We start from the raw sequence: 23,462 nt of genomic DNA, 5'->3' as shown, positions 1-23,462 counted from the left end.
GGCCGCTCGGTCACTCGGCGTACCACTCGCTCTCGACCCGACCCGAGGTGGCACCGAACCACAGCTGGGTCCCCAGGGTCTCGAGCGCGGGCACACCGGAGTGCGAGGGGGCGGCGAGGAGCAGTTCGCCTGCGCGCCGCCCCTTGTCCTTCTGCGGTTGCCTCACGGTCGTGAGGCCTTCGCGGATCGCTTCGTCGATGCCGTCGAAGCCGGTGATCGACAGGTGGCCGGGCACGTCGAGACCCATCTGATTGGCCCAGGCGAGAGCGCCGAGCGCGAGCACGTCGGTGGTGCACACGAGCGCGGTGATCCGCGGGTTCATGCGCATGATCTGCGCCGCGGCGGACAGGCCGTCCTCCGCGGTGTGGGTGTAGCGCTCGACGACGGTGAGCGATTCGGGGGCCAGCCCTGCGGCGCTCATGGCGTCCTGGACGCCGCGGATGCGTTCGCGCTGCACGTGGAAGGCGCCGGATTCGAGGGTCGACAGGTCGACGACCCCGTCGTGCCGTTCGCGGCCGAGGCGCATCGACAACATGCCGATCTGGCGGTGGCCGAGTTCGATGAGGTGGGCGGCGAGATCGCGCATCGCCCGCCGGTCGTCGATGCCCACCACCGGGGTGCTCTCGAGCCCGCGCGGCTGGTCGCACGCGACGATCGGGAGGTGCCGTTCGAGCACGGCAGCGAGATAGGGGTCCTCGGCGGGGACCGAGTAGACGACGAAGCCGTCGACGGACGAGCGGTGCACGACCTGTGCGGCCTCGTCGTCGGTCCGGCCCGGTCCGGCGGGGATGAGCAGTAGTCCCTGTCCGGCCGCTTCGCAGGCCTCGGACAGTCCCGACAGGAAACTCATGGCGGCGGGATCCCGGAAGGAATAGCTCAACGCTTCGGTGAGCAGGACCCCCACCGCTCCTGCCTTGCGGGTGCGCAGCGACCGCGCCATCGGATCCGGGCCGGCATATCCGCGTCGTTTGGCGACTTCGAGGACACGTTCGCGTAGCTCGGCGGACAACTGGTCGGGGCGGTTGTACGCGTTCGAGACCGTGGTGCGGGAGATCTTCAACTCGGCGGCAATCGACGCCAGGGTCGCCTGTCGGCGCGGCTGACGAGACCTGGACATGAGAGGACCGTAGTCCTGTGTCCATGGTCACGACCACCCAGGGATGGTAGGAGGGCTCGGTGTCGTCCGCTAAAGTGGAACGGTAACGGTTACCAATAACGTTTGGGTCGGTCGCTCGGTCGTTCCGGACCCCGTTCGTCGAAGACCGCCGATCCTCAGGAGAAGAACTGTGCGACTGTCCTCCCGCACGGCCCTCGCAGCCGCCGCCGTAGCCTGCGCGACCGCCCTCGCCGCGTGCGGCACCGATACCTCCGGCGCCGACGACGACGAGATCAGCGTCGTCGCCTCCACGAACGTGTGGGGGTCGATCGCGCAGGCGGTGGCCGGAGACCGCATCGAGGTCCGCTCGCTCATCACCGAACCGAACGCCGACCCGCACTCCTACGAGGCCAGCCCCCTCGACGCCGCGGCGATCTCCGACGCCTCGCTCGTCGTCTACAACGGCGGTGGCTACGACCAATTCGTCGACGACATCCTCGGCGCCACCGGGGACAAGCCTGCAGTCGTGGAGGCCTTCGCCCTGTTCGAATCCGGCGCGTACTCGGATCTGCACGCCGGACACGATCACGGCGACGAGGACGGCACCGACGACGCCATCGAGAGCGACTCGGAGACAACCGTTTCCGAGGACCACTCGCACGAGAGCGGTGAGGTGTCCGACGCCGGCGACGGGCACTCGCACGAGGGTCACGACCACGGCGGCATCAACGAGCACGTCTGGTACGACCTCGCGACCGCCGACGCCGTCGCGCACGCCGTCGCCGAGCAGCTCGCCGAACTCGACCCCGACGGCGCCGCCGTCTACGAGGCCAACGCCGCGGGCTTCCACGAGAACCTGCACTACGTCGCGGATGTTGTCGACAAGCTCGCCGACACACACGGCGACGCACCCGTCGCCCAGACCGAGACGATCGGCCACTACCTCGTCTCGGCCGCGACGCTCGACGACATCACTCCCCCGGACTTCACCAATGCCATCGAGAACGGCACCGATCCGTCCCCGGCGGCGATCGCGGCGACACGGCAGTTGTTGGTCGACAAGCAGGTTCGCGTCCTGATCTACAACCCGCAGACCGAGGACCGGATCAGCCGCGAGATGCGCACGGCAGCAGAGTCGTCGGGCGTCCCCGTGGTCGAGGTTTTCGAAACCCTGCCCGAAGGTGTCGACTACATTCAGTGGCAGGCCCGGACCGCCGAGACCCTCGCCGCCGCGCTCGAGACCGCCTCCTGACCATCCGATCGAGAACACGGACTCCGGTGACACCTCCTCCATCCGACCGCACGCCCACAGTCGAACTCCGCGATGCCCGGCTGGCATTCGGCGATCGGGTCCTCTGGGACGGACTCGACCTCGTCGTCGAACCCGGCGAGTTCCTGGCGGTGCTCGGACCGAACGGTGCCGGCAAGACATCGCTGCTCAAGGTGCTGCTCGGCCAGCTCCCGCTCACCTCCGGAACCGCGACCATCGCCGGGCAGGCCGTCCGGACCGGGAACTCGCACGTCGGATACGTGCCGCAGCAGAAGTCTCTCGACGAGGGCGTCCCGCTGCGGGGACGCGATCTCGTAGGCCTCGGCATGGACGGACATCGCTGGGGCACCGGCCTGCGCACGCGCCGGCGGCGCCGCGTCGCGGTCGACGACGCGATCGCTCAGGTCGGCGCAGAGACCTATGCCGGAGCCCCGATCGGCACGCTCTCCGGTGGTGAGCAGCAGCGGCTGCGTATCGCGCAGGCGCTCGTGGGAGATCCGCGCGTACTCCTGTGCGACGAGCCGCTGCTCAGTCTCGATCTCGCCAACCAGCACCTGGTGTCGGCGCTCATCGACCGCCGCCGCCGCGACCACGACACCTCCGTCCTGTTCGTCACCCACGAGATCAATCCGATCCTGCCGCTGGTGGATCGCGTGCTGTACCTCGTCGACGGCCAGTTCCGCATCGGCACCCCCGCCGAGGTGATGACCTCGCAGGTGCTTTCCGAGCTCTACCGCACCGACGTCGAAGTGCTCGAGATGCGCGGCCGCCTGGTGGTCGTCGGCACCGGCGACGCCATCGACGCGCTCGGCAGCGCCGGCGGACTGCGCCCCGGGGAAGGCGTCCACCACGATCACGAGGATCACGAATGAGCAGCAAGTTCACCGACGCCCTCGGGCGGATGTTCGACGTGGAGACCACCGTCGAACTCCTGCAGTACGACTTCGTGCAGCAGGCGCTCGTCGCCGGTGCGATCCTCGGTCTGCTCGCCGGCGTGATCGGCCCGCTGATCATCAGCCGTCAGATGGCGTTCTCCGTCCACGGCACCTCCGAACTGTCGCTCACCGGTGCCGCGGCGGCGCTCATCATCGGGGTCTCCGTCGGGATCGGTGCGGTCGCGGGTGCCGTGATCGCCGCGATCCTCTTCGGGGTCCTGGGGACACGTGCCCGCGAACGCGACTCCGTCATCGGCGTGGTGATGGCCTTCGGACTCGGTCTCGCCGTCCTGCTGCTGTGGGCCTACGACGGACGCACCGGCGCCGCCTTCTCGCTGCTCACCGGTCAGATCGTGGCGCCCGGCGGTACCGGCATCGCCCTGCTCGCCGCGTGCGCTGCCGTCGTGATCCTCACGCTGCTGGTGATCTACCGTCCGCTACTGTTCGCCAGCACCGACCCGGAGGTCGCGGCTGCACGCGGCGTCCCGGTGCGCGCATTGTCGATCGTGTTCGCGGTGCTCGTCGGTGTCACCGCCGCACTCGGTGTGCAGATCGTCGGCGCGCTGCTGGTGATGGCACTGCTCATCACCCCGGCCGCCGCGGCGGCCCGGGTGGTCAGCGGGCCGCTCGCCGCCACGGTGCTGTCTGTGGTCTTCGCGGAGATCTCGGCGGTCGGCGGCATCCTACTCGCGCTGGCGCCGGGCGTGCCGGTCTCGGCGTTCATCACGACGATCGCGTTCGTCATCTACATGATCTGCCGCGTGATCGGCACCGCCCGCAACCGACGTGGTTCCGGGCGGGTCGCCGCAACTGCCTGATTCACGGCCCGTCGGGACGTGATCTTGACGCGCTCCTCGACGTCCGCCCAGTTTCCCGAGTTTGCTCCAGTAACGGGACGTCACAGACATCGGGGGTGGAGAGTGCAGCACGTCACGCGTCGTTCCTTCGCATCGACAACCCCGACAAGCGGTTCCTGTGGCACCGGTCGAACCCCGAGGTGTTCGGTCGTCACCTCGCCTTCGAGCCCTACACCGGTCTGGTCGAGGCGTGCGTCGGCGAGAACATGACGGCCCTGTGCGCCGCCGGTGTCGGCGGCGGGTCGCTCGTCTACCAGGGCATGACGCTGCAACCCGACGAAGCGGTGTTCAACGCCCACTTCCCGAACGAACTCGACTGGGCGCGCATGGACCGCGTCCACTACCCGCGCGTCGCGCAGATGCTGCACCTGGCCGTGGCGCCCGACGAACTCGTCGACAGCCCCAACTACGCGACCTCGCGCATCTTCGCCAACCCTGCGCGGAAGGCCGGCTTCCCGATCGACAAGATCCCGATGCCGATCGACTGGGACTACGCGCTCGCCGAACTCCGCGGCGAGATGGCCCCGGCTACACCGACGGTTCGGGTGCGATGGGTGTCAACAACGGCGGCAAGCACTCCGTCGACGTCACCTACATCGCGGAGGCCGAGGCGACCGGTCTGGTCACCGTCGCGACGCAACACGAGGTCACCGACATCCAGGCCTCCATTCCCGGCTTCTACGGGATCGACATGCGCAGCACCGTACTGGTGGGCTACGGCGTCAGTGAGGGTCGCGGGCACTTCGTCTACGACGCCGCTCGCGACGACGCCGGCCTGCGCTGGCCGCACGAAGGGGACGCGGTGCTGCAGACGGGTCACATCGACCCCACCGTGCGCCGCATCGCCGGCGAACGCGCCCTCGACGACATCGTCGTCCGCGACGTCGGAACGGTCTTCTGAGCGGGCATAGACTCGGGTCGTGACCCGCATCGACCTCAACAGCGACCTCGGCGAGAGCTACGGCCGGTGGCGTCTCGGCGACGACGAGACCATGCTCGACATCGTCACCAGCGCCAACGTGGCGTGCGGATTCCACGCCGGCGACCCGGCGACACTGCTGCACACGTGCCACGGCGCCGCGAAGCGCGCGGTAAGGATCGGTGCCCAGGTCGGCTACAACGACATCGGCGGTTTCGGCCGCCGCTTCATCGAGGTGCCGTCGGCGGATCTCACCGCCGAGATCATCTACCAGATCGGCGCGCTCGACGGTCTCGCCCGGGCGGCCGGTTCGTCGGCGAGCTACGTCAAACCCCACGGCGCGCTGTACAACGCGATCGTCCATCACCGCGAACAGGCCCGTGCGGTCGTGGATGCGGTACGCGCCTACGACGCCTCGCTGCCCGTCCTCGGACTGCCCGGCTCCGTCTTCCTCGAGGAGGCCGAACGGGCCGGACTGAAGGTGGTCGCCGAGGCGTTCGCCGACCGCGCCTACACCCCCGAGGGCACGCTCGTCTCCCGACGCGAACCCGGTGCGGTACTGCACGATCCGGAGGAGGTCGCCGAGCGGGTCCTGCGCATGGTCACCGAGGGGGTGGTCACCGCCATCGATGGCAGCGACATACGCGTGAACGCGCAGTCGGTGTGCATCCACGGCGACTCCCCCGACGCCACGGCGATGGCCGTCGCCGTGCGCCGCCGCCTCGACGCCGAGAAGATCGACATCCGGGCGTTCGTGTGAACGCCCGACACCGCGAGGTCCACCGATGAAAATCCTTCGTGCCGGAGACAACGCCCTGCTCGCCGAATTCGATTCCCTCGACGAGGTTCTCGCACACTTCCGGGCACTCGACCGCGAGCGGCCGCGTGGCGTCGTCGATCTCGTGCCGGCGGCGCGGACACTGCTGGTGTGCTTCGATCCGTCGGAGACCGGCGCGCAGGTCGTGCACAAGTGGGTCACCACCACCCCACCGGTGTCCGGGGACGACGTCGACATCGAGGAGGTGACGCTCGAAGTCCGGTACGACGGCGTCGATCTCGAAGAGGTCGGCGAGTTGACCGGCCTCGGCGCGGACGGCGTGATCGCCGCCCACACCGGCAGCCTCTGGACGGTCGCCTTCGGCGGGTTCGCGCCCGGCTTCGCGTATCTCACCGGCGGGGATTCTCGATTGCACGTGCCGCGTCGCAGTTCACCGCGCACCTCCGTCCCGTCCGGCGCCGTGGGACTGGCGGGTGAGTTCTCGGGCGTCTACCCGCGGAAGTCGCCCGGAGGATGGCAACTCATCGGAACCTCCGATGCCCCGCTGTGGCAACCGGACCGGACTCCTGCGGCGCTGCTGCGACCGGGATGTGCGGTGCGCTTCGTCGCGATCTGAACCGTCCCCGGATCCACTGCGCCGCTGCGCTCAGATACCGAGCACGGCCTTCGCGACGAGGAAATAGATCACCAGGCCGGTCGCGTCGACGAAGGTCGTGATGAACGGATTGGAGAAGACCGCGGGGTCGGCGCGGATCGATTTGGCCACCAACGGCATCGCACCACCGACAGTGGCGGCGAGGGTGCAGATGCTCACCAGCGTCAGCCCGATCACCGCGCCCACCGACGAGTCGTAGACCAGGGACGTCAGGACGAACGCGACCGAGCCCAGCAGGACACCGAGGGACAGACCCACCCGGAGTTCGCGGGCGATCACCCCGCCGATGTCGCGTGGCGTCACGTCGTCGAGCGCCAATGCGCGGGTGACCGTGGTGGCGGCCTGGTTTCCGGTGTTGCCCCCGGTGCCGATGATCAGCGGCACGAACAGCGCCAGGGTGACCACCTGATCGAGGGTCGACTCGAACACCTCGAGGACCTGGACCGTGAGGGTCGCGCCGAGTGCCAGGAAGAGCAACCACACCACCCGCGAGCGCACCAACTGCCCGACGGGTGTCGCGAGATAGGGCCGGCGCAGCGGCTCGGTACCGCCGATGCGCGCCTGGTCCTCGCTGTCGGCGGCTTCGAGGATCCGCAGGGCGTCGTCGACGGTCAGGATGCCCACCAACCTGGTCTCGCTGTCGACGACGATCAACGCCAGCAGTTTGAGTTCGGCGCAGCGGCGCGCGGACTCCTCGGCGTCGTCGGTCACGCGCGCCCAGTAGGGCTCGTTCATGATGTCGGCGAGCACCGTTCCCGGCGCCGCAGTCATCAGCTCGCGCAGACCGACCACCCCGACGAGCACACGACCGTCGTCCACCACCGGCAGCGTGTACACCGTCTCCGCGTCGTCGAGCCGACGACGCACGGCGTCCATCGCCTGCTCGACGGTCATGTCCTGCCGCAGCGACACGAAGGCCGGGCTCATCCGCCGGCCGATCGACCGCTGCGGATAGCCGAGGATCGTGGCGGTCACCTCGCGGTCGGCGGGCGGCAGGCCGCGCATGAGGGTCGACGCGACCGTCGCGGGCAGTTCGTCGAGCAGTTCCACCCGGTCGTCGGGTTCGAGGTCGGCGAAGATTGCGGCCACCTGATCGTCGCGCAACCCGCGGAGCAGTTCGCTCTGCATGCTCGGGTCGAGCTGTTCGAAGACGTCGATCGCCCGGTCCTTGGGCAGCAACCGGTAGAGCACTGCGCGATCCGTCCGACCGAGCCGTTCGAGCACGTCGACGACCTGTTCGACGCTCAGTTCCGCGACAGCGTCGTGCGCGGCCTGAAGGTCGTCGGCCTCGACGGCCTTCTCGATCAGTCGCGTCGTCGCCGCCCGGACGTCTGCTTCATCCATGATCGTCACCTCCTTCCTCATGATCTTCAACCTAACGCGATCGTTCGGCCGGAGTGCGGACGTGCGATCGAAGCCGGTGAGTGAGAATGAACATCGTGGCGTGGTTCGAGGTGCTCTCCGGCGGAATGCTCACGACGGTCCAGGATCGCGGACGTCCCGGTTACGGTTCCTCGGGCCTCACCCGGTCCGGTGCCGCCGACCGGCGCGCACACGACGCCGCGAACCGGCTCGTGGGGAACCAGCCGGACGCGGCGACACTCGAGGTGACCGGCGGCGGTCTCGCCGTCCGCAGCGTCGGCGAGACGATCGTGGCCGTGACCGGTGCCCGCGCCGACGTGACCGTGTGCGACCGGCCGGTCGGCGACTGGGCGCGCATCACCCTCCGCAACGACGACGTGCTGCGGATCGGCGTCTCGAACGAAGGCCTGCGGATTTACCTCGCGGTACGCGGCGGCATCGACGTGCGGGAGGTGCTCGGCAGTAGATCCACCGACATCCTGTCGCACACCGGACCGTCACCCGTTCGCGCCGGCGACAGTCTGCTGGTCGGGGCGATGTCGGGTCACCTGCCCGACGAGGAGCAGTTCCCACCACCACCGCCGATGGACGACCCCGTGGAGATCCGGGTACGGCCCGGCCCGCGCGACGACTGGTTCACGCCCGGATCACTGCGGGCGCTGTTCCACGAGACGTGGACGGTGACACCGGAACTCGACCGGGTGGGTATCAGGTTCCACGGTCCCGGCCGACTGCACCGGGCACGGCACGAGGAGATGCCCAGCGAGGGCATGGTTCCCGGCTCGCTGCAGATACCGCCGGACGGGCATCCGGTGCTGTTCCTCGTCGACCATCCCGTCACGGGCGGCTATCCGGTGGCCGCGGTGGCGGTCGCCGCCGATCTGCCGGTCGCGGCGCAACTGCGTCCCGGACAGCGGGTGCGGTTCGTGCCGGTACGGTGATCGCTGCTGGGTGACCGTCAGGCGCGTGACGGCACGGAGGTGTCGTCCTCGTCGGTCGGGTCGGTAGCCGTCACCCGACGTACGAAGGTGATCGCCTCGTCGAGTGCGTGTGTCGCGGGCGGAGAGATGCCGGGCAGGCTGAGATAGCCGTGCACGGTGTCGGGATAATCGGTCTCCGCGACGTCGCCGCCCTTGGCCCGCAATGCTTCGGCGTATCGAACGGCGTTGTCGCGCAACGGGTCGTGCCCGGCGATCTGGACGAGGGCCGGTACGGCGGCACCGGCGAGCGTGCCGCGCAGGGGAGCCGCGGTCGGCGCATACGGATCGGCTCCGGCCAGATACAGGCGCACGAACGCCCGCATACCGCGGGAGGTGAGCACGGGAGCGTTCGCGAACTGCCGCTCCGACGGGAACTCCTCCTCCATCTCCGTCGCCGGATAGATCAGCACCTGACCGGCCGGCAGCGGACCACCCGAGCGGCCGGCCACGTCGGCGACGACCGCGGCGAGGTTGCCTCCGGCACTGTCACCGGCGACCACGACGCGGGACGGATCACCGTCGAGTTCCGCAGCGTGTGCGACGACCCACCGGAACGCCGCCCAGCAGTCCAGCACCGCTGCGGGATAGGGATGTTCGGGGGCGAGCCGGTAGTCCACCGACACCACGACGCTCGGGGTCCGCGCGGCGGTGTGGCTCGCCCACCACTCGTTCTGCTCCGGATTGCCGAGCACCCACCCGCCGCCGTGGAACAACAGCACGACCGGCAGCGGACCGCTCGTTCGCGCCGAGGGCCGATAGATCCGCAGACGGGTCCGGACCGGGGAGTCCTCGGGGGCGAGATCGTCGATCACCTCGTGCTCGAGATCGACCCATCGGTCCTCGATCCGCACGCCGGGATGCGTCCGGCCCGAGATCAGCCGTCCGACCGGGGACGACAGGAGCTTCGTGCGCGCAGCACGACGTGCCGGGATCTCGTCGACGGACGCGTCGGCAATGGACTTGTCGGCGAAGCGTTCGAGGAAGGCGAACACCTTCGTACGGAACGGCAGGGATGCGACCACGAGGACAGACTAGGCCCTCGCGACCGCAGCTCGGGCAGACTCGATCAGACCCGACGCTGCCGCGCGATGTCCGCGAGCACCACGCCCGCCGCGACGGAGGCGTTGAGCGACTCGACGTCTCCGGCCATCGGGATGGAGAGAACGGCGTCGCAGGTCTCCCGCACCAGGCGCGAGAGTCCCTTGCCCTCCGACCCCACGACCACGACGACGGGATCGGTGCCGTCGAAATCGTCGAGGTTGGTGTCGCCACCGGCATCGAGACCGACGACGCGGACACCGCGGGACTGCCAGTCCTTGAGCGTGCGCGTGAGGTTGGTGGCACGCGCGACGGGCAGTCGCGCTGCGGCACCGGCGCTCGTGCGCCATGCCACGGCCGTCACCGACGCCGAACGGCGCTGCGGGATGACCACACCGTGGCCGCCGAAGGCCGCGACCGAACGGATCACCGCGCCGAGATTGCGCGGATCGGAGATGTTGTCGAGGGCCACGAGCAGCGGACGCTCGTGGTTCTCCGCGGCGCGGGCCAGCAGGTCGTCGGGGTGCGCGTAGCGGTACGGCGGCACCTGCAGGCCGATGCCCTGGTGCATCCCGTTCGACGACAGACGGTCGAGTTCGGAACGCGAGACCTCGAGGATCGAGATGCCCATCTCGGCCGAGCGCTGCACGGCTTCCTTGAGCCGCTCGTCGGCCTCGGCGCCGAGGGCGACGTACAGAGCGGTCGCGGGCACACCGGCACGTAGGCACTCGACGACCGGATTGCGGCCGAGCACCATCTCGGGCCCGTCCTCGGCCTTGCGACCGGCCGCGGGACGACGACCGCCACCGCGCGGGTCGGCGGCCTTGGCCGCGGCCCGGGCACGCCGTGCGGCGGGGTGGTAGGGCCGGTCCTCGGCCTTGGGGGTGGCGCCACGCGCTTCGAGCCCGCGTCGCCGCTGCCCGCCGGACCCGACGACCTGCCCCTTCTTCGTGCCGCCCTTACGAATAGCGCCGCGACGCTGGGAATTGCCTGCCATCACTGTCCTGCTTTCAGAGACCACTCGGGTCCGTTGGGCGTATCGGTCACTTCGACCCCCGCGGCTGTGAGGCGGTCCCGCACCTCGTCGGCCACCGCCCAGTTCTTCTCGGCCCGGGCGGTCGTGCGGCGTTCGAGATCCGCGCCGACCAGCACGTCGAGTGCCGCGAGTGCGGCCGACCCTGAATCGTCGGTGGAGCACCAGTGCTCGTCGAGCGGGTCGACACCGAGGATGCCGAGCATGCTCCGGACCTGCGAGGCGATCTGCACGGCCGTGTCGAGATCGCCGTTGTCGAGCGCCTTGTTGCCCTTGCTGCGCTTGCGGTGTATTTCCGCGAGCGCCTTGGGCACACCGAGATCGTCGTCGAGAGCCTCGGCGAAGGCCTCGGTCCACTCGCCCACGGGCACCTCGCCCGCGCGGTCGCGGGTCTTGAGCACGAACGACTCGAGTCCCCGGTACGCTGCGGCCGCTTCGGCGAGCGCGTCGTCGGAGTATTCGAGCATCGAACGGTAGTGGGCGCTGCCCAGGTAGTAGCGCAGTTCCTGTGGCCGGACGCGGGCGAGCACGTTGGGGATCGACAGCACGTTACCGAGCGACTTCGACATCTTCTCGCCGCCCATCGTCACCCAGCCGTTGTGCAACCAGTAGCGGGCGAAGCCGTCGCCGGCGGCGCGGGACTGCGCCATCTCGTTCTCGTGGTGCGGGAAGACGAGGTCCATGCCTCCGCAGTGGATGTCGAAGGTGCCGCCGAGATAGAAGCCGGCCATCGCGGAGCACTCGAGATGCCAGCCGGGGCGACCACGACCCCACGGGGTGGGCCAGGACGGCTCACCGGGCTTCTCGGCCTTCCACAGCGTGAAGTCGCGGGGGTCGCGCTTGCCGAGTCCGGCGCTCTCACCCTGGTGGACGTCCTCGATGCGGTGTCCGGAGAGGGCACCGTATTCGGGGTAGCTCAGCACGTCGAAGTAGACGTCGCCGTCGGCCGCGTAGGCGTGCCCGGCGTCGATGAGGCGCTGGATGAGTTCGACCATCTGCGTGATGTGGCCGGTCGCGCGAGGTTCCACCGAGGGAGGAAGCACACCGAGCGCATCGTAGGCGCGGTTGAAGGCCCGCTCGTAGGTCGCGGCCCACTCCCACCACGGCCGACCTGCCTCTGCCGCCTTGCGGAGGATCTTATCCTCGATGTCTGTGACATTTCTCACAAACAAGACATCGAGACTCTTGGTAGCGAGCCACCGGCGGAGCACGTCGAACGCAACGCCGCTGCGTACGTGCCCGATATGGGGTTCGCCTTGGACGGTGGCCCCACACAGGTACACCGAGGCCTGGCCGGGGACCAGCGGTTCGAAATCCCGCACGGCCCGCGATTCGGTGTCGTATAAGCGCAAGGTCACGACCGTCTATCCTACCGCTCGTCCTGCTGGGCCAGGACCAGTGCGGTCGCAACCGCCGCCACACCTTCTCCCCGGCCGGTGAGCCCGAGTCCGTCCGTGGTGGTCGCCGACACGGAGACCGGACCGCCGAGCGCCTCGGACAGCACCGCCTGTGCCTCCTCGCGCCGCGGCCCGATCTTCGGGCGGTTCCCGATCACCTGGACGGCGGCATTGCCCACCACCCAGCCGGCGTCGTCGAGCAGGCGACGTACCTCGCCGAGCATCGCGACACCGGAGGCGCCGGCCATCTCCGGTCGGCCCGTGCCGAAGACCGATCCGAGGTCGCCGAGACCGGCGGCCGAGAGCACCGCATCGCACAGCGCGTGCGCAGCGACGTCCCCGTCGGAGTGACCCGCGCACCCGTCGGCGTCCTCGAACAGCAGACCGGCCATCCAGCACGGCCGTCCGGCCTCCACGGGATGCACGTCCGTTCCGATGCCGACACGCACGATGCTCACATCTCCTTCTCGGTGCGGACGCCGGACGCGAGCACGGTCCGTGCCAGCACCAGGTCCAGTGGGGTGGTGATCTTGAAAGCGAGAGGGTCTCCCACGACGGTGGTGATCCGCTCCCCCAGCCGCTCGACGAGTCCCGCGTCGTCGGTCGCGTCGGCGGCGTCGCGGTTGGCCCGCTCGAGCAATTCGACGTCGAATCCCTGCGGCGTCTGCACCGCGCGGAGGGTCGACCGGTCGGGAGTCCCGGTGACGACTCCGTCCTTGTCGACACTCTTGATGGTGTCGACGACGGGCAGGACGGGGATCACCGCGTCGCTGCCGGCCCGCAACGCGTCGACGACCCGGACGAACAGCTCGGCCGGGGTGAGCGCACGCGCGGCGTCGTGGACGAGCACGAACCGCGCGCCCGATGCCGCCGCAAGACCGGCGCGCACCGAGTCGGCGCGTTCGGCGCCACCCGCGACGACGGTGACCCGGTCGGCGAACGACTCGCCGACGAGCCGGTCCGCGGGCGTCGCAGCCAGTTCGGGCGGCGCGACGATCACCACTCGATCGATGACCGCTGAAGCGAGCATCGCCTCGACCGAGCGGTCGAGCATCGTGCGGCCGTCCAGTTCCACGAACGCCTTGGGCAGTGGTTCTCCCAGGCGAACACCGCGGCCGGCCGCCGGAAGGATTCCGACGACCGGCCCGTTGCGATCGCTCATGTGCAGTTTGCCGATGTCTCGCGCGTCAGGAAGCGGCGGCGAGAACCTCGTCGAGCATGGTCTCCGCCTTGACGTCGTCGGTGCCCTCGGCGAGCGCGAGCTCACCGACGAGGATCTGACGTGCCTTGGCGAGCATCCGCTTCTCACCTGCGGACAGGCCGCGGTCCTGCTCCCGGCGCCACAGGTCGCGCACAACTTCTGCGACCTTGTTGACATCGCCGGAGGCCAGCTTCTCGAGGTTGGCCTTGTACCGCCGTGACCAGTTGGTGGGTTCTTCCGTGTGGGGTGCGCGCAGCACCTGGAAAACCTTGTCGAGGCCTTCCTGCCCGACGACGTCGCGCACTCCGACGTACTCCGCGTTCTCTGCAGGTACCCGGACCGTCAGGTCGCCCTGCGCGACTTTCAGAACCAGATATTCCTTCTGCTCACCCTTGATGGTGCGTGTTTCGATTGCTTCGATCAGCGCCGCACCGTGGTGGGGGTATACGACGGTGTCTCCGACCTTGAAAATCATGTGTCCCGTGCCCCTTTCGATTCTCCCAGTTTAACACGTGACCACATCACCCTCCCGTCAACGATGCAGGTCAGGGGCACCGAGCACTGAGCGTAGGGCTTGACAGGCAGTTGCTTCCGTGTATCGGGTGACCTCCGACACACCCGCCCGTGGGCGCCTGTCGATCTCGTCTTCCGCGCGCGAATCCGCACGAGATCCGGCCCCGACGTACACAGCGCACACGGGAACTACTACTCTGCCTAGTGGATTGCGAGCCTTACTCGAGTGGAGGAACCCGTGACTGCTCTCAAAGCGCCGACTCGCCGAGTCGTGACCGCTCTCGCCCTTGCCGCGGGAGCGGCGCTCACGATGTCCGCGTGCAGCGCCGGTCAGATCACCCAGACCTCGACCCAGGTCGCGGCCATCAACGGTTCCAACGTGGACGCCGGCAGCCTCGCGCTGCGCAACGTGCACGTGATCTACCCCAACTCCGAGGAGTACAGCATCGAGCCCGGCGGCACCGCCCAGCTCGGCTTCACGATCGTCAACCTCGACCCGTACGTGGGCGACAACCTCACCGGTATCTCCACCGATTTCGCGGCTTCGGTCACGGGCACTCCCATCGAGGTCCCTCCGCAGTCCTCCGTGGTCGCCGGCGTCTCCGAGGCGAACGCCGCCCTCGTCGAGGAGGTCGACGAGTCGCCGCGTCCGAACAGCACCGAGGAGACCCCCTCCCCGGCCCCGGCAGGCGTCGTCAACAACGTCGAGCTCGTGAACCTCTCCGAGGGTGTCCGCCCGGGCCTGACCATCCCCGTGACCTTCACGTTCGCCGAGGCCGGCGACGTAACCCTGTCCGTGCCGATCGACGCCGGCCCGGAGCTCCCCCGCGACGAGTCGGAGCTCTCGCCGATCGTGGGCGAAGCACACTAGGACTTCCTGCTGGAGGGCCCGGTCGAGCACAGCTCGGCCGGGCCCTCCTCGCATCCGCTCCGGTGTCGGTGCGACCGACTATCCTCCGGCCGTGGCAAAGACCAAGACCCTCTACCGCTGTTCCGACTGCTCGCACACCGTCGCGAAGTGGGTCGGGCGCTGTCCCGAATGCGGAACGTGGGGGTCGATGGACGAAGCACCCGTCCAACCGGTCGCGGTCGCCTCGCGGTCGGGTACCTCGCTCGCCCGCGCCGGTGCCGCCGCCGTGCTGCCGAGCACCCCGGCCACCCCGCTGTCGCAGATCGACGGCAAGGCCACCCACGCGAAGCCCACGGGCATCCCCGAGCTCGACCGCGTCCTCGGCGGCGGTGTCGTACCCGGTTCGGTCGTCCTGCTCGCCGGCGAACCCGGTGTCGGCAAGTCCACGCTGCTCCTCGAGGTGGTGCACCGCTGGGCGTTGCGCGGCGAAGCCGATCGCGCGCTCTACGTCACCGGCGAGGAGTCGGCCGGTCAGGTGCGCCTGCGCGCCGACCGCACCGGCGCCGTGCACGACCGGGTCTATCTTGCCGCCGAGAACGACCTCGCGACGATCTTCGGGCACGTGGAGCAGGTCAAGCCCACGCTGCTGGTCGTCGACTCCGTCCAGACGATGCTCGCCGCCGACGTCGACGGCGTGACCGGCGGTGTCACGCAGGTCCGCGCAGTCACCAGCGCCCTGACCTCCCTCGCGAAGTCCAGCGGCATCCCGGTGCTGCTCATCGGCCACGTCACCAAGGACGGCGCGGTCGCCGGTCCGCGTTCCCTCGAGCACCTCGTCGACGTGGTGCTGCACTTCGAAGGCGACAAGCACTCCACGCTGCGCATGGTGCGCGGGGTGAAGAACCGGTTCGGAGCCGCCGACGAGGTGGGCTGCTTCGAACTTGCCGAGGACGGGATCGTCGGCGTCAGCGACCCGTCGGGATTGTTCCTGCAGCACCGCGACGAGGCCGTGCCCGGCACTGCCGTCACGGTCACGATGGACGGCAAACGCCCGCTCCTCGGTGAGGTCCAGGCGCTCGTGGTGCCCACGCACAATCCTTCACCGCGACGCGCCGTGAGCGGTCTCGACTCGGCGCGGGTGGCGATGGTGCTCGCGGTGCTCGAGCGTCGCTGCGGGCTCGGCCGGCTCGGTAACTGCGACGTCTACGCCTCCACCGTCGGCGGTATGCGGATCACCGATCCGTCCGCCGACCTCGCGCTCGCACTCGCCGTCGCCTCAGCCGTACGCGACCAGCCCGTCCCGGCCGGCACCGTGCTGCTCGGCGAGGTCGGTCTCGCCGGGGAGGTCCGTCGTGTCGTCGGTGCGGGTCGCCGACTCGCGGAGGCGAACCGGCTCGGCTTCGACCGCGGGGTGGTTCCGCGCGATGTCGAGGGTGTCCCGAAGGACATGAAGAAGTTCGAGGTGTCCAACGTGGCGCAGGCACTGTCGACCCTCACACGCTGACCTGCGGACATGTCGGCAGCGCCGATCTGCCGAGGTGTCGGCGGCCGGTGCGAACATGTGTTCGTGTCCGATGCGACGGTGCTGCATGCCGATCTCGACGCGTTCTACGCGTCGGTGGAGCAGCGCGACGATCCGTGGCTGCGCGCCAAACCGATCGTCGTGGGCGGGGGCGTCGTACTCGCGGCGAGCTATGAGGCCAAGGCTCACGGCATCGTCACCGCGATGTCGGGCCGAGCCGCCCGCGCCCTGTGCCCGGGACTGATCTCGGTGCCTCCCCGCATGGAGGCCTATGCGCAGGCCTCGCGCGACGTCTTCGCGATCTTCGATCGCACCACACCGATCGTGGAGGGGATCTCCATCGACGAGGCGTTCCTCGACGTCTCCGGTCTCGGGCGCATCGCAGGCAGACCCGTCGACATCGCCGCACGCCTGCGCCGCACGGTCGCCGAGGAGGTGGGGCTGCCGATCACCGTCGGTGTCGCGCGCACCAAGTTCCTCGCCAAGGTCGCGAGCGGGGTGGCCAAGCCCGACGGACTGCTCCTCGTCCCTCCGCACGCCGAACTCGAGTTCCTCCATCCGTTGCCGGTGGAGCGGTTGTGGGGCGTCGGCAAGGTGACGGCGGCGAAGTTGCACGCGCACGGTCTGCGGACCGTGGCCGATGTCGCCGCCCACTCCGAGTCCGATCTCGTCTCGCTGCTCGGACGCACGGCGGGACGCCACCTGCACGCGCTCGCGATCGGTCACGATCCGCGTCCGGTCCGGCATCGGCGGCGCAGTTCGATGGGCGCGCAGCACGCGCTCGGCCGCGGACCCCACAGCCTCGAGTCGGTCGGCGAGACGCTGCAACTGCTCGTCGACCGCGTGGGCCGGCGGATGCGCCGGGCCGGACGCCTCGGCCGCACGGTGGTCCTGCGGATGCGCTTCGCCGACTACACCCGCGCGACACGCTCTCACACGCTGCCCGGGGCCACCGCACGCACCGATCTGCTGTCGGCGGCGGCGCACGACCTGCTCGAGCAGACCCGACCGCTCATCGCCGAGCGCGGTCTCACGCTCATCGGGATCGCGGTGACGAATCTCGTCGGTGAAGGCGTCGAGCAACTCGAGCTGCCGTTCGACGAGCCGGTCGAGGCCGCCGGGGACAGTACTGCAGACACGCGAACGCAGCACCGCGCCGTCGACCGGCATGCCCTCGATGCCGTCCTGGACGATCTGCACTCCCGCTACGGCGCGGGCGCGGTCACTTCCGCGGCGTTGCTCGGACGCGACCACCGGCCGGGTGTTCCGCTGCTCCCCGACGGACCGGAGACCTGAACGCGAAAACCCGGAGGGCGGAGATGTCAGACGGCGGAGATGTCGTGTTCACTCTGCGGGATGCCGTCGGCGTAGTCGCGGCCCTTCGCGAAGTGCTCGTGCCCGACGACGACGAACAACCCGACCGACGACGCCACCACGACGTCCGGATCGGCCGGCGGACCGGCGACGATGCGCGCCTCCGCACTGGTGTAGACCTTGCGCCGCACCAAGCCGTCGACGCGGGCGCGGAACTCGAGCACCGAGCCCAGGGGGATGGGACGGGCGAAGTCCGTCTCGAAGTGCCCGGTGACGACGGCGGTCCGCAGGGCGGCGTTGCACGCCATTCCCTGGACCTCGTCGAAGGCCGTCATGAGGATGCCGCCGTGGATGAATCCCGGTCCGCCCTGGTAGCGCGTGGCGACGTCGAGACGGCCGAGCACCTCGAGGCCCTCGCCGATCGTGAACTCCATCGCGAGGCCGGAGGGCTGGTCGTCACCACACCCGAAGCACTTGTTCCAATGCTGCGGTACCGGCGCACCCGGGCCGGGATGATCTTCCGGCAGATCGGGAACGACGAGGTCGTCGGGCAAAGTCCAGGTGCTGCGCATAAGCAAGTAATGTAGTTGCGCGGTCGGGGCGCCGATCCACGAGTCCGCGCATTGTGACGACGACCGCAGACCGCACAGGGGAAGGAAGTCCAGATGACCGAGTCGGCGCCGGCATCGACGCTGAGCGACACCATCGCTCGTCTGGCGCCCGGCACCGCGCTACGCGACGGTCTCGAACGCATCCTCCGCGGCCGCACGGGCGGCCTGATCGTCCTCGGTTTCGACGACAAGGTCGCCGAGCTGTGCGACGGCGGTTTCGAACTCGACGTCGAGTTCGCCCCCACCCGACTTCGGGAGCTGTCGAAGATGGACGGCGCCGTGGTCGTGTCCACCGACGGTTCGCGCATCGTGCGTGCCAACGTGCAACTCGTGCCCGATCCGAGCATCCCCACCGTGGAGTCCGGCACCCGGCACCGCGCCGCGGAACGCACCGCAATCCAGACCGGATATCCGGTGGTTTCGGTCAGCCAGTCGATGAGCATCGTCAGCGTGTACGTCGACGGTCGCCGCCACGTCATCAACGACTCCGCGACCATCCTGTCCCGGGCCAACCAGGCCGTCGCGACACTCGAGCGCTACAAGGCCCGCCTCGACGAGGTGACCCGGCAGTTGTCCGTGGTCGAGATCGAGGACATCGTCACGCTGCGCGACGCGCTCACCGTGGCGCAGCGGCTCGAGATGATGCACCGCCTGTCCGTGGAGATCGAGCAGGACGTGCTCGAACTCGGGACCGACGGTCGCCAGCTGGCCCTCCAGCTCGAAGAACTCGTCGGCGACAACCAGCTCGCCCGGCAGCTCATCGTGCGGGACTATCTTGCGGGCGAGCACGTCCCCACCCAGCAGGAGGTCGAGCAGGCGCTCGAGCGTCTCGCACACCTGACCGACGTCGACCTGCTCGACCTGACGAGCCTCGCCCGCGCCTTCGGCTATTCGGGCACCATCGAGGCCCTCGACACCTCGATGAGTCCCCGCGGTTATCGCGTGCTCCATCGGGTGCCGCGCCTGCAGGCCCGGCAGATCAACCGGCTCGTAGGTGCGTTCGGCACACTGCAGGGCCTGCTCGCGGCCACCGCTGCCGATCTGCAGGCGGTCGACGGGGTCGGCGCCCTGTGGGCCCGGTACATCCGCGAGGGACTGTCGCGGCTCGCCGAAGCCGCGATCAACCACTACGACTGAACAACTACCGGACGAGCAGCAGGTCAGGGCGTGATGTTGAACGGCTCGGGCGCGCTGCGCAGGCCGCCGAGCTGCCCGACCACGGTGTACGCGCCGGGACCGACCGGTTCACGCGGCGCCTGGCAGCCGGGCTCGGAGGTCGTCGCCGACCACTTGACGGAATAGGCGGCCTGGTCGCCCGGAGCGAGCGACCGGATGTCGGCGGTCGATTCGGGGAAGCAGTCGGTGTTCGCCCAGAGTCGCTCGTTGCCGTCGAGGCTGTAGACGAGCACCTGCTGAAGGCCCGCACCGAGGTCGCGTTCGCACTGCGACGTGCCGATGTTGGTGATGACGATCGTGAAATCGGGTTCGGAACCGACACTGTAGTTCGGCTCGTCCGCCGTCACCCGCACGGCGAGCGACTGATCGGAGCACTGCCCCGGCGGAACCGGAGCAGCGGAGGTGGTGGCGGACGTGGACGTGTTGTCCTCGTCGTCCGCGTCCTCCGAGGCCGAATCCCCTGCACTACGCGTCCCGGACGAACCCGAGGATCCACCGCTCCGGGTGGTGCTCGCGGACGCCGCGTCGGCGGACGCATCGGCCGCCGTCGTGGTGGCGGAGGTCGTCACCTCCGCTGCTGCGGGTTCGGGATTCTGATCGGGGTCGTCGCCGCCGGTCAGCGCCACTACGAGCCAGATGACCAGAGCCAGCACGACCACCGAGACTCCGATCGCGAGAATGCGTCGTCGCCAGTAGATCTCGGGGGGCAGAGGACCGGTCGGTTCAAGCACGCCCCCCACGGTATGTGCCACAGGCTGCGCACGGCTACACCGCCGTCGGCGTGTCGCTGTGACCTGCAGTCACATCGTTGTGACCGCAGGTGCACCCGTCTTCAGTTGTCGGAGACCTCGCCGATGTCTCCGAAGTGGCCCCGCAGACTCACCTTGCCGTCCTCGAGCTTGTAGGTGACGCCCACGATGGCGCAGCGGCCGTCGGCGATGCGGTCGGCGATGATCCGCGAACGATCCGTGAGCAGCTTGCCCGTCTCGACGACGTGGCGCCCCTCGAGTTCGTCGACGGTGGACAGACCCTCGGCCCTGCCCATCAGGATCGAGGGAGCGACACGCTCGACGAGGCTGCGGATGTGGCCGCCCGGCACCGTGCCCTTGTCGAGGGCATCGATGGTCGCCGCCACGGCACCACAGCTGTCGTGACCGAGGATGACGATGAGCGGAACGTTGAGGATGTCGACTGCGTACTCGATGGAACCGAGGACGGAACTGTCGATGACGTGACCCGCGGTACGGACCACGAACATGTCGCCGAGCCCCTGGTCGAAGATGATCTCTGCGGCGACGCGGGAGTCTCCGCAGCCGAACAGCACGGCGGTGGGGTGCTGGCCGTTGACGAGTTCGGCGCGACGATCGATTCCCTGGCTCGGGTGCAGCGGCGTGTCGCTGACGAAACGATGATTACCCTCGGTCAGGGCTTTCCAGGCGGAGATGGGATTGGAGTTCGGCATGCGTACATTATTCACCTGCGCACATGTCCGATTTCGTTCGACATCTCCTCAGCGGATCCCCGCACCCGACCCCGTGACCGGAGGAGACCCGAGATGTCCGTGGACGCACCGTCGTTGCTGCGCTGGTATGCCGCGCAGGCGCGCGACCTGCCGTGGCGCCGCGACGGGGTGACGGGCTGGCAGATCCTCATGTCCGAGGTCATGCTGCAGCAGACGCCGGTCGCCCGGGTCGCTCCGATCTGGGAGGAGTGGGTGCGGCGCTGGCCCGTGCCGTCCGCGATGGCCGCCTCGAGCCAGGCCGAGGTGCTGCGGGCGTGGGGCAAGCTCGGCTATCCGCGCCGCGCGCTGCGCCTGCACGAGTGCGCCGGCGTACTCGCCGCCGAGCACGACGACCGGGTTCCCGAGGACGTCGACGTCCTGCTGACCCTGCCCGGCGTCGGCGCCTACACCGCCCGCGCCGTGGCGTGCTTCGCATACGGGCAGCGTGTGCCGGTGGTGGACACGAACGTGCGTCGTGTCGTCGCCCGCGCCGTCCACGGTCGGGCGGAGCCGGGAAACCCTTCGACCACAAGGGATCTCGCCGACGTCGAGGCTATCCTTCCGCGTCAGCGTTCACGTGCGGCGACCTTCTCCGCGGCGCTGATGGAACTCGGTGCGACCGTGTGCACCGCTCGCACGCCCGACTGCGGACGCTGCCCGCTGCCCGAGTGCGCATGGGTACAGGCCGGGCGGCCCGCCCACGACGGACCACCCCGGAAGGTGCAGAAGTTCGCCGGCACCGACCGGCAGGTGCGCGGCCGGTTGATGGCGGTGCTGCGCGAGAGCAGCGTCCCGGTGGAGCGTCCCGTCCTCGACAGCGTGTGGACCACGGATCCGGGCCAGCGCGACCGCGCCCTGCACTCACTGCTCGTGGACGGTCTCGTCGAGCAGACCGACGACGGCCGTTTCGCGCTCGCCGGCGAGGGATCGACCTCCTAGATCCGGCTTACCGACAGTGCTACTCGAGTCGGCTCGCCGACAGTGCTACTCGAGTCGGCTCGCCGACAGTGCGTGCGCGGTGAGGAAGTGTTCCACTGCGGTGCGGAACTCGTCGGGCCGGTCGTCGTGCACGAGATGCCCGGCGCCGTCGACGAGGACGTGGTCGGTGCCGGGTCGCGTCACCATCCGCCGCATCTGCCCCTCGGGGGTGATGGTGAACTCGCCTTCGAGCAGCAGCGCGGGCACGCGGATCGAGTTCCACTCGTCCCAGAAGTGCCGCGACCCCCACTCTTCCGAGATGTCGCGGAAGGTCTCGACCTCGCCGTGCAGATACCAGCCGTCATCGCGGCGGACGAACGAGTCGAGGAAGTAGCGACCCGCGACGGGCCCGAAGAAGTCGAACACCGCATCCCCGGTGGGAAACGGTTGCGGCCACTGCGCGATCATCGCCGCCCAGTTCGCGGCCGTGCGTCCCCGGAAGTCGGGCGCCATGTCCTCGAGCACCAGCGCGGTGACCCGCTCGGGATGGGTCGCAGCGAAGCACCACGCGTGCAGGGCACCCATCGAATGCCCGATCACGACGAGCGGTTCGGTGATCCCGGTGAGATGGGTTTCGAGATCGGCGACGAACGCCTCGGTGGTGAGTTCGTCGGGAGCGGGACGACCGTGACCAGCGGCGTCGAAGGTGTACACGTGTCCGTGTTCGCGCAGCCACGGCACGTGACGACGCCACGTGCGGGCGCTGCCCATGAGACCGTGCAACAGCAGGATGGGTCGTCCGGTTCCGCCCTCGTCGTGCAACACAATCGACCAAGTTAGCGGAGTAGGCTCTCGCGCATGGCAGTCGTGAAGATCAACGCAATCGAAGTTCCCGAAGGCGCCGGCCCCGAGCTGGAGAAGCGATTCGCCAATCGGGCGCACACCGTCGACAACTCCCCGGGCTTCCTGGGCTTCCAGCTGCTCCGCCCCACCGCGGGCGAGAACCGGTACTTCGTGGTGACTCAGTGGGAGTCCGAGGAGGACTTCGCCGCGTGGCGCGACGGCGACGCACGTGCTGCCCACGCGGCTGAGGCGAAGAAGCCCGTCGCGACCGGCGCATCGCTGCTCGAGTTCGAGGTCGTCCTCGACGTCAAGAAGTCCTGAGATGTCCGCGTCCGGCGGGTCCGGGCGTGAGTTCACCTATGCGGAGGTGGGAGCGAGCCTGCGTGCCTTCCGGGACGAGGCACCGCTCCCCTCCGGTTATCGACATCTGAGGGTCGAGAGCGAACTGGGCCGCGGCGACACCGTGTTCGAGGTCGCCGCTGCCCAGTTGTTCTCGTGGGACATGCACCGCGGCGCGGGCATACGGATCCCGCCCGGCACGCCCCTCGCAGTACCCGGCGTCGAAGTGGATCTCGGCTTCGGTCTCGGACCGGTGCGCGCGTCGGCGCGGTGCCGCGTGATCGAGATCGTCGACACCCCGGACATACGCGGCTCTTCGCACTTGGTAGGGGCGGGTGTCGATCGACCCCGTTG

25 protein-coding genes and 1 pseudogene are annotated in these 23,462 nt (G+C 69.2%); 14 read left to right on the top strand and 12 right to left on the bottom strand.

Annotation, left to right across the window (positions count from 1 at the left end):
- Positions 1-10: 10 nt before the first annotated feature.
- Positions 11-1,117, bottom strand: a complete 1,107-nt coding sequence (locus tag QR64_RS02005; protein ID WP_033096920.1) for a LacI family DNA-binding transcriptional regulator — start codon at positions 1,115-1,117, stop codon at positions 11-13.
- Positions 1,118-1,286: 169 nt separating this feature from the next.
- Here QR64_RS02005 and QR64_RS02000 point away from each other — a divergent pair, with 169 nt between their 5' ends.
- The 6 genes and pseudogenes from QR64_RS02000 to QR64_RS01970 all read left to right on the top strand — a co-directional run bounded on the left by QR64_RS02000 (position 1,287) and on the right by QR64_RS01970 (position 6,471).
- Entirely contained in the window at positions 1,287-2,348 is a 1,062-nt protein-coding gene (locus QR64_RS02000) for a metal ABC transporter solute-binding protein, Zn/Mn family (protein WP_033096921.1), read from the top strand.
- Between the two features lie 26 nt (positions 2,349-2,374).
- Positions 2,375-3,238 carry a metal ABC transporter ATP-binding protein gene (locus tag QR64_RS01995; RefSeq protein ID WP_006550472.1) on the top strand — a complete coding sequence of 288 codons (864 nt, stop codon included), beginning with the start codon at positions 2,375-2,377 and terminating at the stop codon, positions 3,236-3,238.
- Positions 3,235-4,119, top strand: coding sequence for a metal ABC transporter permease (locus QR64_RS01990; RefSeq protein WP_006550474.1), 885 nt, complete (start codon positions 3,235-3,237; stop codon positions 4,117-4,119). Before QR64_RS01995 ends, QR64_RS01990 begins: the two co-directional genes overlap by 4 nt.
- 119 nt (positions 4,120-4,238) lie before the next feature.
- Positions 4,239-5,008, top strand: a pseudogene (locus QR64_RS27440) (hypothetical protein); the annotation flags it as partial.
- 70 nt (positions 5,009-5,078) lie between these two features.
- Positions 5,079-5,837, top strand: a complete 759-nt coding sequence (locus tag QR64_RS01975; protein ID WP_039583839.1) for a LamB/YcsF family protein — start codon at positions 5,079-5,081, stop codon at positions 5,835-5,837.
- 25 nt (positions 5,838-5,862) lie between these two features.
- Positions 5,863-6,471 carry a 5-oxoprolinase subunit B family protein gene (locus QR64_RS01970; RefSeq protein WP_039583838.1) on the top strand — a complete coding sequence of 203 codons (609 nt, stop codon included), beginning with the start codon at positions 5,863-5,865 and terminating at the stop codon, positions 6,469-6,471.
- 30 nt (positions 6,472-6,501) lie between these two features.
- On the opposite strand, the gene mgtE is transcribed toward QR64_RS01970, so the two are convergent.
- Positions 6,502-7,854, bottom strand: coding sequence for a magnesium transporter (gene mgtE, locus QR64_RS01965; protein ID WP_024102862.1), 1,353 nt, complete (start codon positions 7,852-7,854; stop codon positions 6,502-6,504).
- Between the two features lie 86 nt (positions 7,855-7,940).
- On the opposite strand from mgtE, the gene QR64_RS01960 reads away from it, so the two are divergent.
- Positions 7,941-8,813 (top strand): biotin-dependent carboxyltransferase family protein, encoded by an 873-nt coding sequence (locus QR64_RS01960; RefSeq protein WP_039583836.1) that lies wholly within the window; start codon positions 7,941-7,943, stop codon positions 8,811-8,813.
- 17 nt (positions 8,814-8,830) lie between these two features.
- On the opposite strand, the gene QR64_RS01955 is transcribed toward QR64_RS01960, so the two are convergent.
- From QR64_RS01955 to carD, 6 genes are read right to left on the bottom strand one after another with little or no spacing between them, the layout of a single operon-like run.
- Positions 8,831-9,874 carry an alpha/beta hydrolase gene (locus QR64_RS01955; protein WP_006550481.1) on the bottom strand — a complete coding sequence of 348 codons (1,044 nt, stop codon included), beginning with the start codon at positions 9,872-9,874 and terminating at the stop codon, positions 8,831-8,833.
- A gap of 44 nt (positions 9,875-9,918) precedes the next feature.
- Positions 9,919-10,887: a 23S rRNA (guanosine(2251)-2'-O)-methyltransferase RlmB gene (rlmB, locus tag QR64_RS01950; RefSeq protein ID WP_006550482.1), complete on the bottom strand. Its 969-nt coding sequence runs from the start codon at positions 10,885-10,887 to the stop codon at positions 9,919-9,921.
- On the bottom strand, positions 10,887-12,281 hold the full coding sequence (gene cysS, locus QR64_RS01945) for a cysteine--tRNA ligase (protein WP_006550483.1): 1,395 nt from the start codon (positions 12,279-12,281) through the stop codon (positions 10,887-10,889). Before cysS ends, rlmB begins: the two co-directional genes overlap by 1 nt.
- 11 nt (positions 12,282-12,292) lie before the next feature.
- Entirely contained in the window at positions 12,293-12,769 is a 477-nt protein-coding gene (gene ispF / locus QR64_RS01940; RefSeq protein WP_024102859.1) for a 2-C-methyl-D-erythritol 2,4-cyclodiphosphate synthase, read from the bottom strand.
- 5 nt (positions 12,770-12,774) lie between these two features.
- The gene (ispD, locus tag QR64_RS01935; RefSeq protein ID WP_039583832.1) at positions 12,775-13,482 is read right to left on the bottom strand and encodes a 2-C-methyl-D-erythritol 4-phosphate cytidylyltransferase; all 708 of its coding nucleotides are present in this window, start codon (positions 13,480-13,482) and stop codon (positions 12,775-12,777) included.
- A gap of 25 nt (positions 13,483-13,507) precedes the next feature.
- Positions 13,508-13,996, bottom strand: coding sequence for an RNA polymerase-binding transcription factor CarD (gene carD, locus QR64_RS01930; RefSeq protein WP_006550486.1), 489 nt, complete (start codon positions 13,994-13,996; stop codon positions 13,508-13,510).
- Positions 13,997-14,272: 276 nt separating this feature from the next.
- Between carD and QR64_RS01925 the strand changes: the two genes are divergently transcribed.
- The 3 genes from QR64_RS01925 to dinB all read left to right on the top strand — a co-directional run bounded on the left by QR64_RS01925 (position 14,273) and on the right by dinB (position 17,702).
- Positions 14,273-14,905, top strand: coding sequence for a hypothetical protein (locus QR64_RS01925; protein ID WP_033096926.1), 633 nt, complete (start codon positions 14,273-14,275; stop codon positions 14,903-14,905).
- A 91-nt stretch (positions 14,906-14,996) separates the two neighbouring features.
- On the top strand, positions 14,997-16,388 hold the full coding sequence (radA, locus tag QR64_RS01920) for a DNA repair protein RadA (RefSeq protein WP_039583829.1): 1,392 nt from the start codon (positions 14,997-14,999) through the stop codon (positions 16,386-16,388).
- A 57-nt stretch (positions 16,389-16,445) separates the two neighbouring features.
- Positions 16,446-17,702, top strand: a complete 1,257-nt coding sequence (gene dinB / locus QR64_RS01915; protein WP_019290182.1) for a DNA polymerase IV — start codon at positions 16,446-16,448, stop codon at positions 17,700-17,702.
- 26 nt (positions 17,703-17,728) lie between these two features.
- Here dinB and QR64_RS01910 read toward each other — a convergent pair whose 3' ends face one another.
- Entirely contained in the window at positions 17,729-18,292 is a 564-nt protein-coding gene (locus QR64_RS01910; RefSeq protein ID WP_006550489.1) for a PaaI family thioesterase, read from the bottom strand.
- A 93-nt stretch (positions 18,293-18,385) separates the two neighbouring features.
- Between QR64_RS01910 and disA the strand changes: the two genes are divergently transcribed.
- The gene (disA, locus tag QR64_RS01905; protein WP_006550490.1) at positions 18,386-19,468 is read left to right on the top strand and encodes a DNA integrity scanning diadenylate cyclase DisA; all 1,083 of its coding nucleotides are present in this window, start codon (positions 18,386-18,388) and stop codon (positions 19,466-19,468) included.
- A gap of 23 nt (positions 19,469-19,491) precedes the next feature.
- Here disA and QR64_RS01900 read toward each other — a convergent pair whose 3' ends face one another.
- Entirely contained in the window at positions 19,492-20,238 is a 747-nt protein-coding gene (locus QR64_RS01900) for a hypothetical protein (protein WP_039583827.1), read from the bottom strand.
- A 101-nt stretch (positions 20,239-20,339) separates the two neighbouring features.
- Positions 20,340-20,969 (bottom strand): carbonic anhydrase, encoded by a 630-nt coding sequence (locus QR64_RS01895; RefSeq protein ID WP_019290184.1) that lies wholly within the window; start codon positions 20,967-20,969, stop codon positions 20,340-20,342.
- Positions 20,970-21,062: 93 nt separating this feature from the next.
- On the opposite strand from QR64_RS01895, the gene QR64_RS01890 reads away from it, so the two are divergent.
- Positions 21,063-21,947 carry an A/G-specific adenine glycosylase gene (locus QR64_RS01890; RefSeq protein ID WP_019290185.1) on the top strand — a complete coding sequence of 295 codons (885 nt, stop codon included), beginning with the start codon at positions 21,063-21,065 and terminating at the stop codon, positions 21,945-21,947.
- Between the two features lie 45 nt (positions 21,948-21,992).
- On the opposite strand, the gene QR64_RS01885 is transcribed toward QR64_RS01890, so the two are convergent.
- Positions 21,993-22,751: an alpha/beta fold hydrolase gene (locus QR64_RS01885; RefSeq protein WP_006550494.1), complete on the bottom strand. Its 759-nt coding sequence runs from the start codon at positions 22,749-22,751 to the stop codon at positions 21,993-21,995.
- Positions 22,752-22,784: 33 nt separating this feature from the next.
- Here QR64_RS01885 and QR64_RS01880 point away from each other — a divergent pair, with 33 nt between their 5' ends.
- Together QR64_RS01880 and QR64_RS01875 are read left to right on the top strand one after the other, a co-directional pair.
- Entirely contained in the window at positions 22,785-23,090 is a 306-nt protein-coding gene (locus tag QR64_RS01880; RefSeq protein WP_039583824.1) for an antibiotic biosynthesis monooxygenase family protein, read from the top strand.
- 1 nt (position 23,091) lies between these two features.
- On the top strand, positions 23,092-23,462 hold a 371-nt coding region (locus tag QR64_RS01875), incomplete at its 3' end, for a DUF1990 family protein (protein WP_039583823.1).

Origin of the sequence: Rhodococcus sp. Chr-9 (assembly GCF_000801125.1) — a bacterium.
Lineage (GTDB): Bacteria > Actinomycetota > Actinomycetes > Mycobacteriales > Mycobacteriaceae > Rhodococcus > Rhodococcus pyridinivorans.
This window is presented reverse-complemented; position numbering and strand designations above follow the sequence as displayed.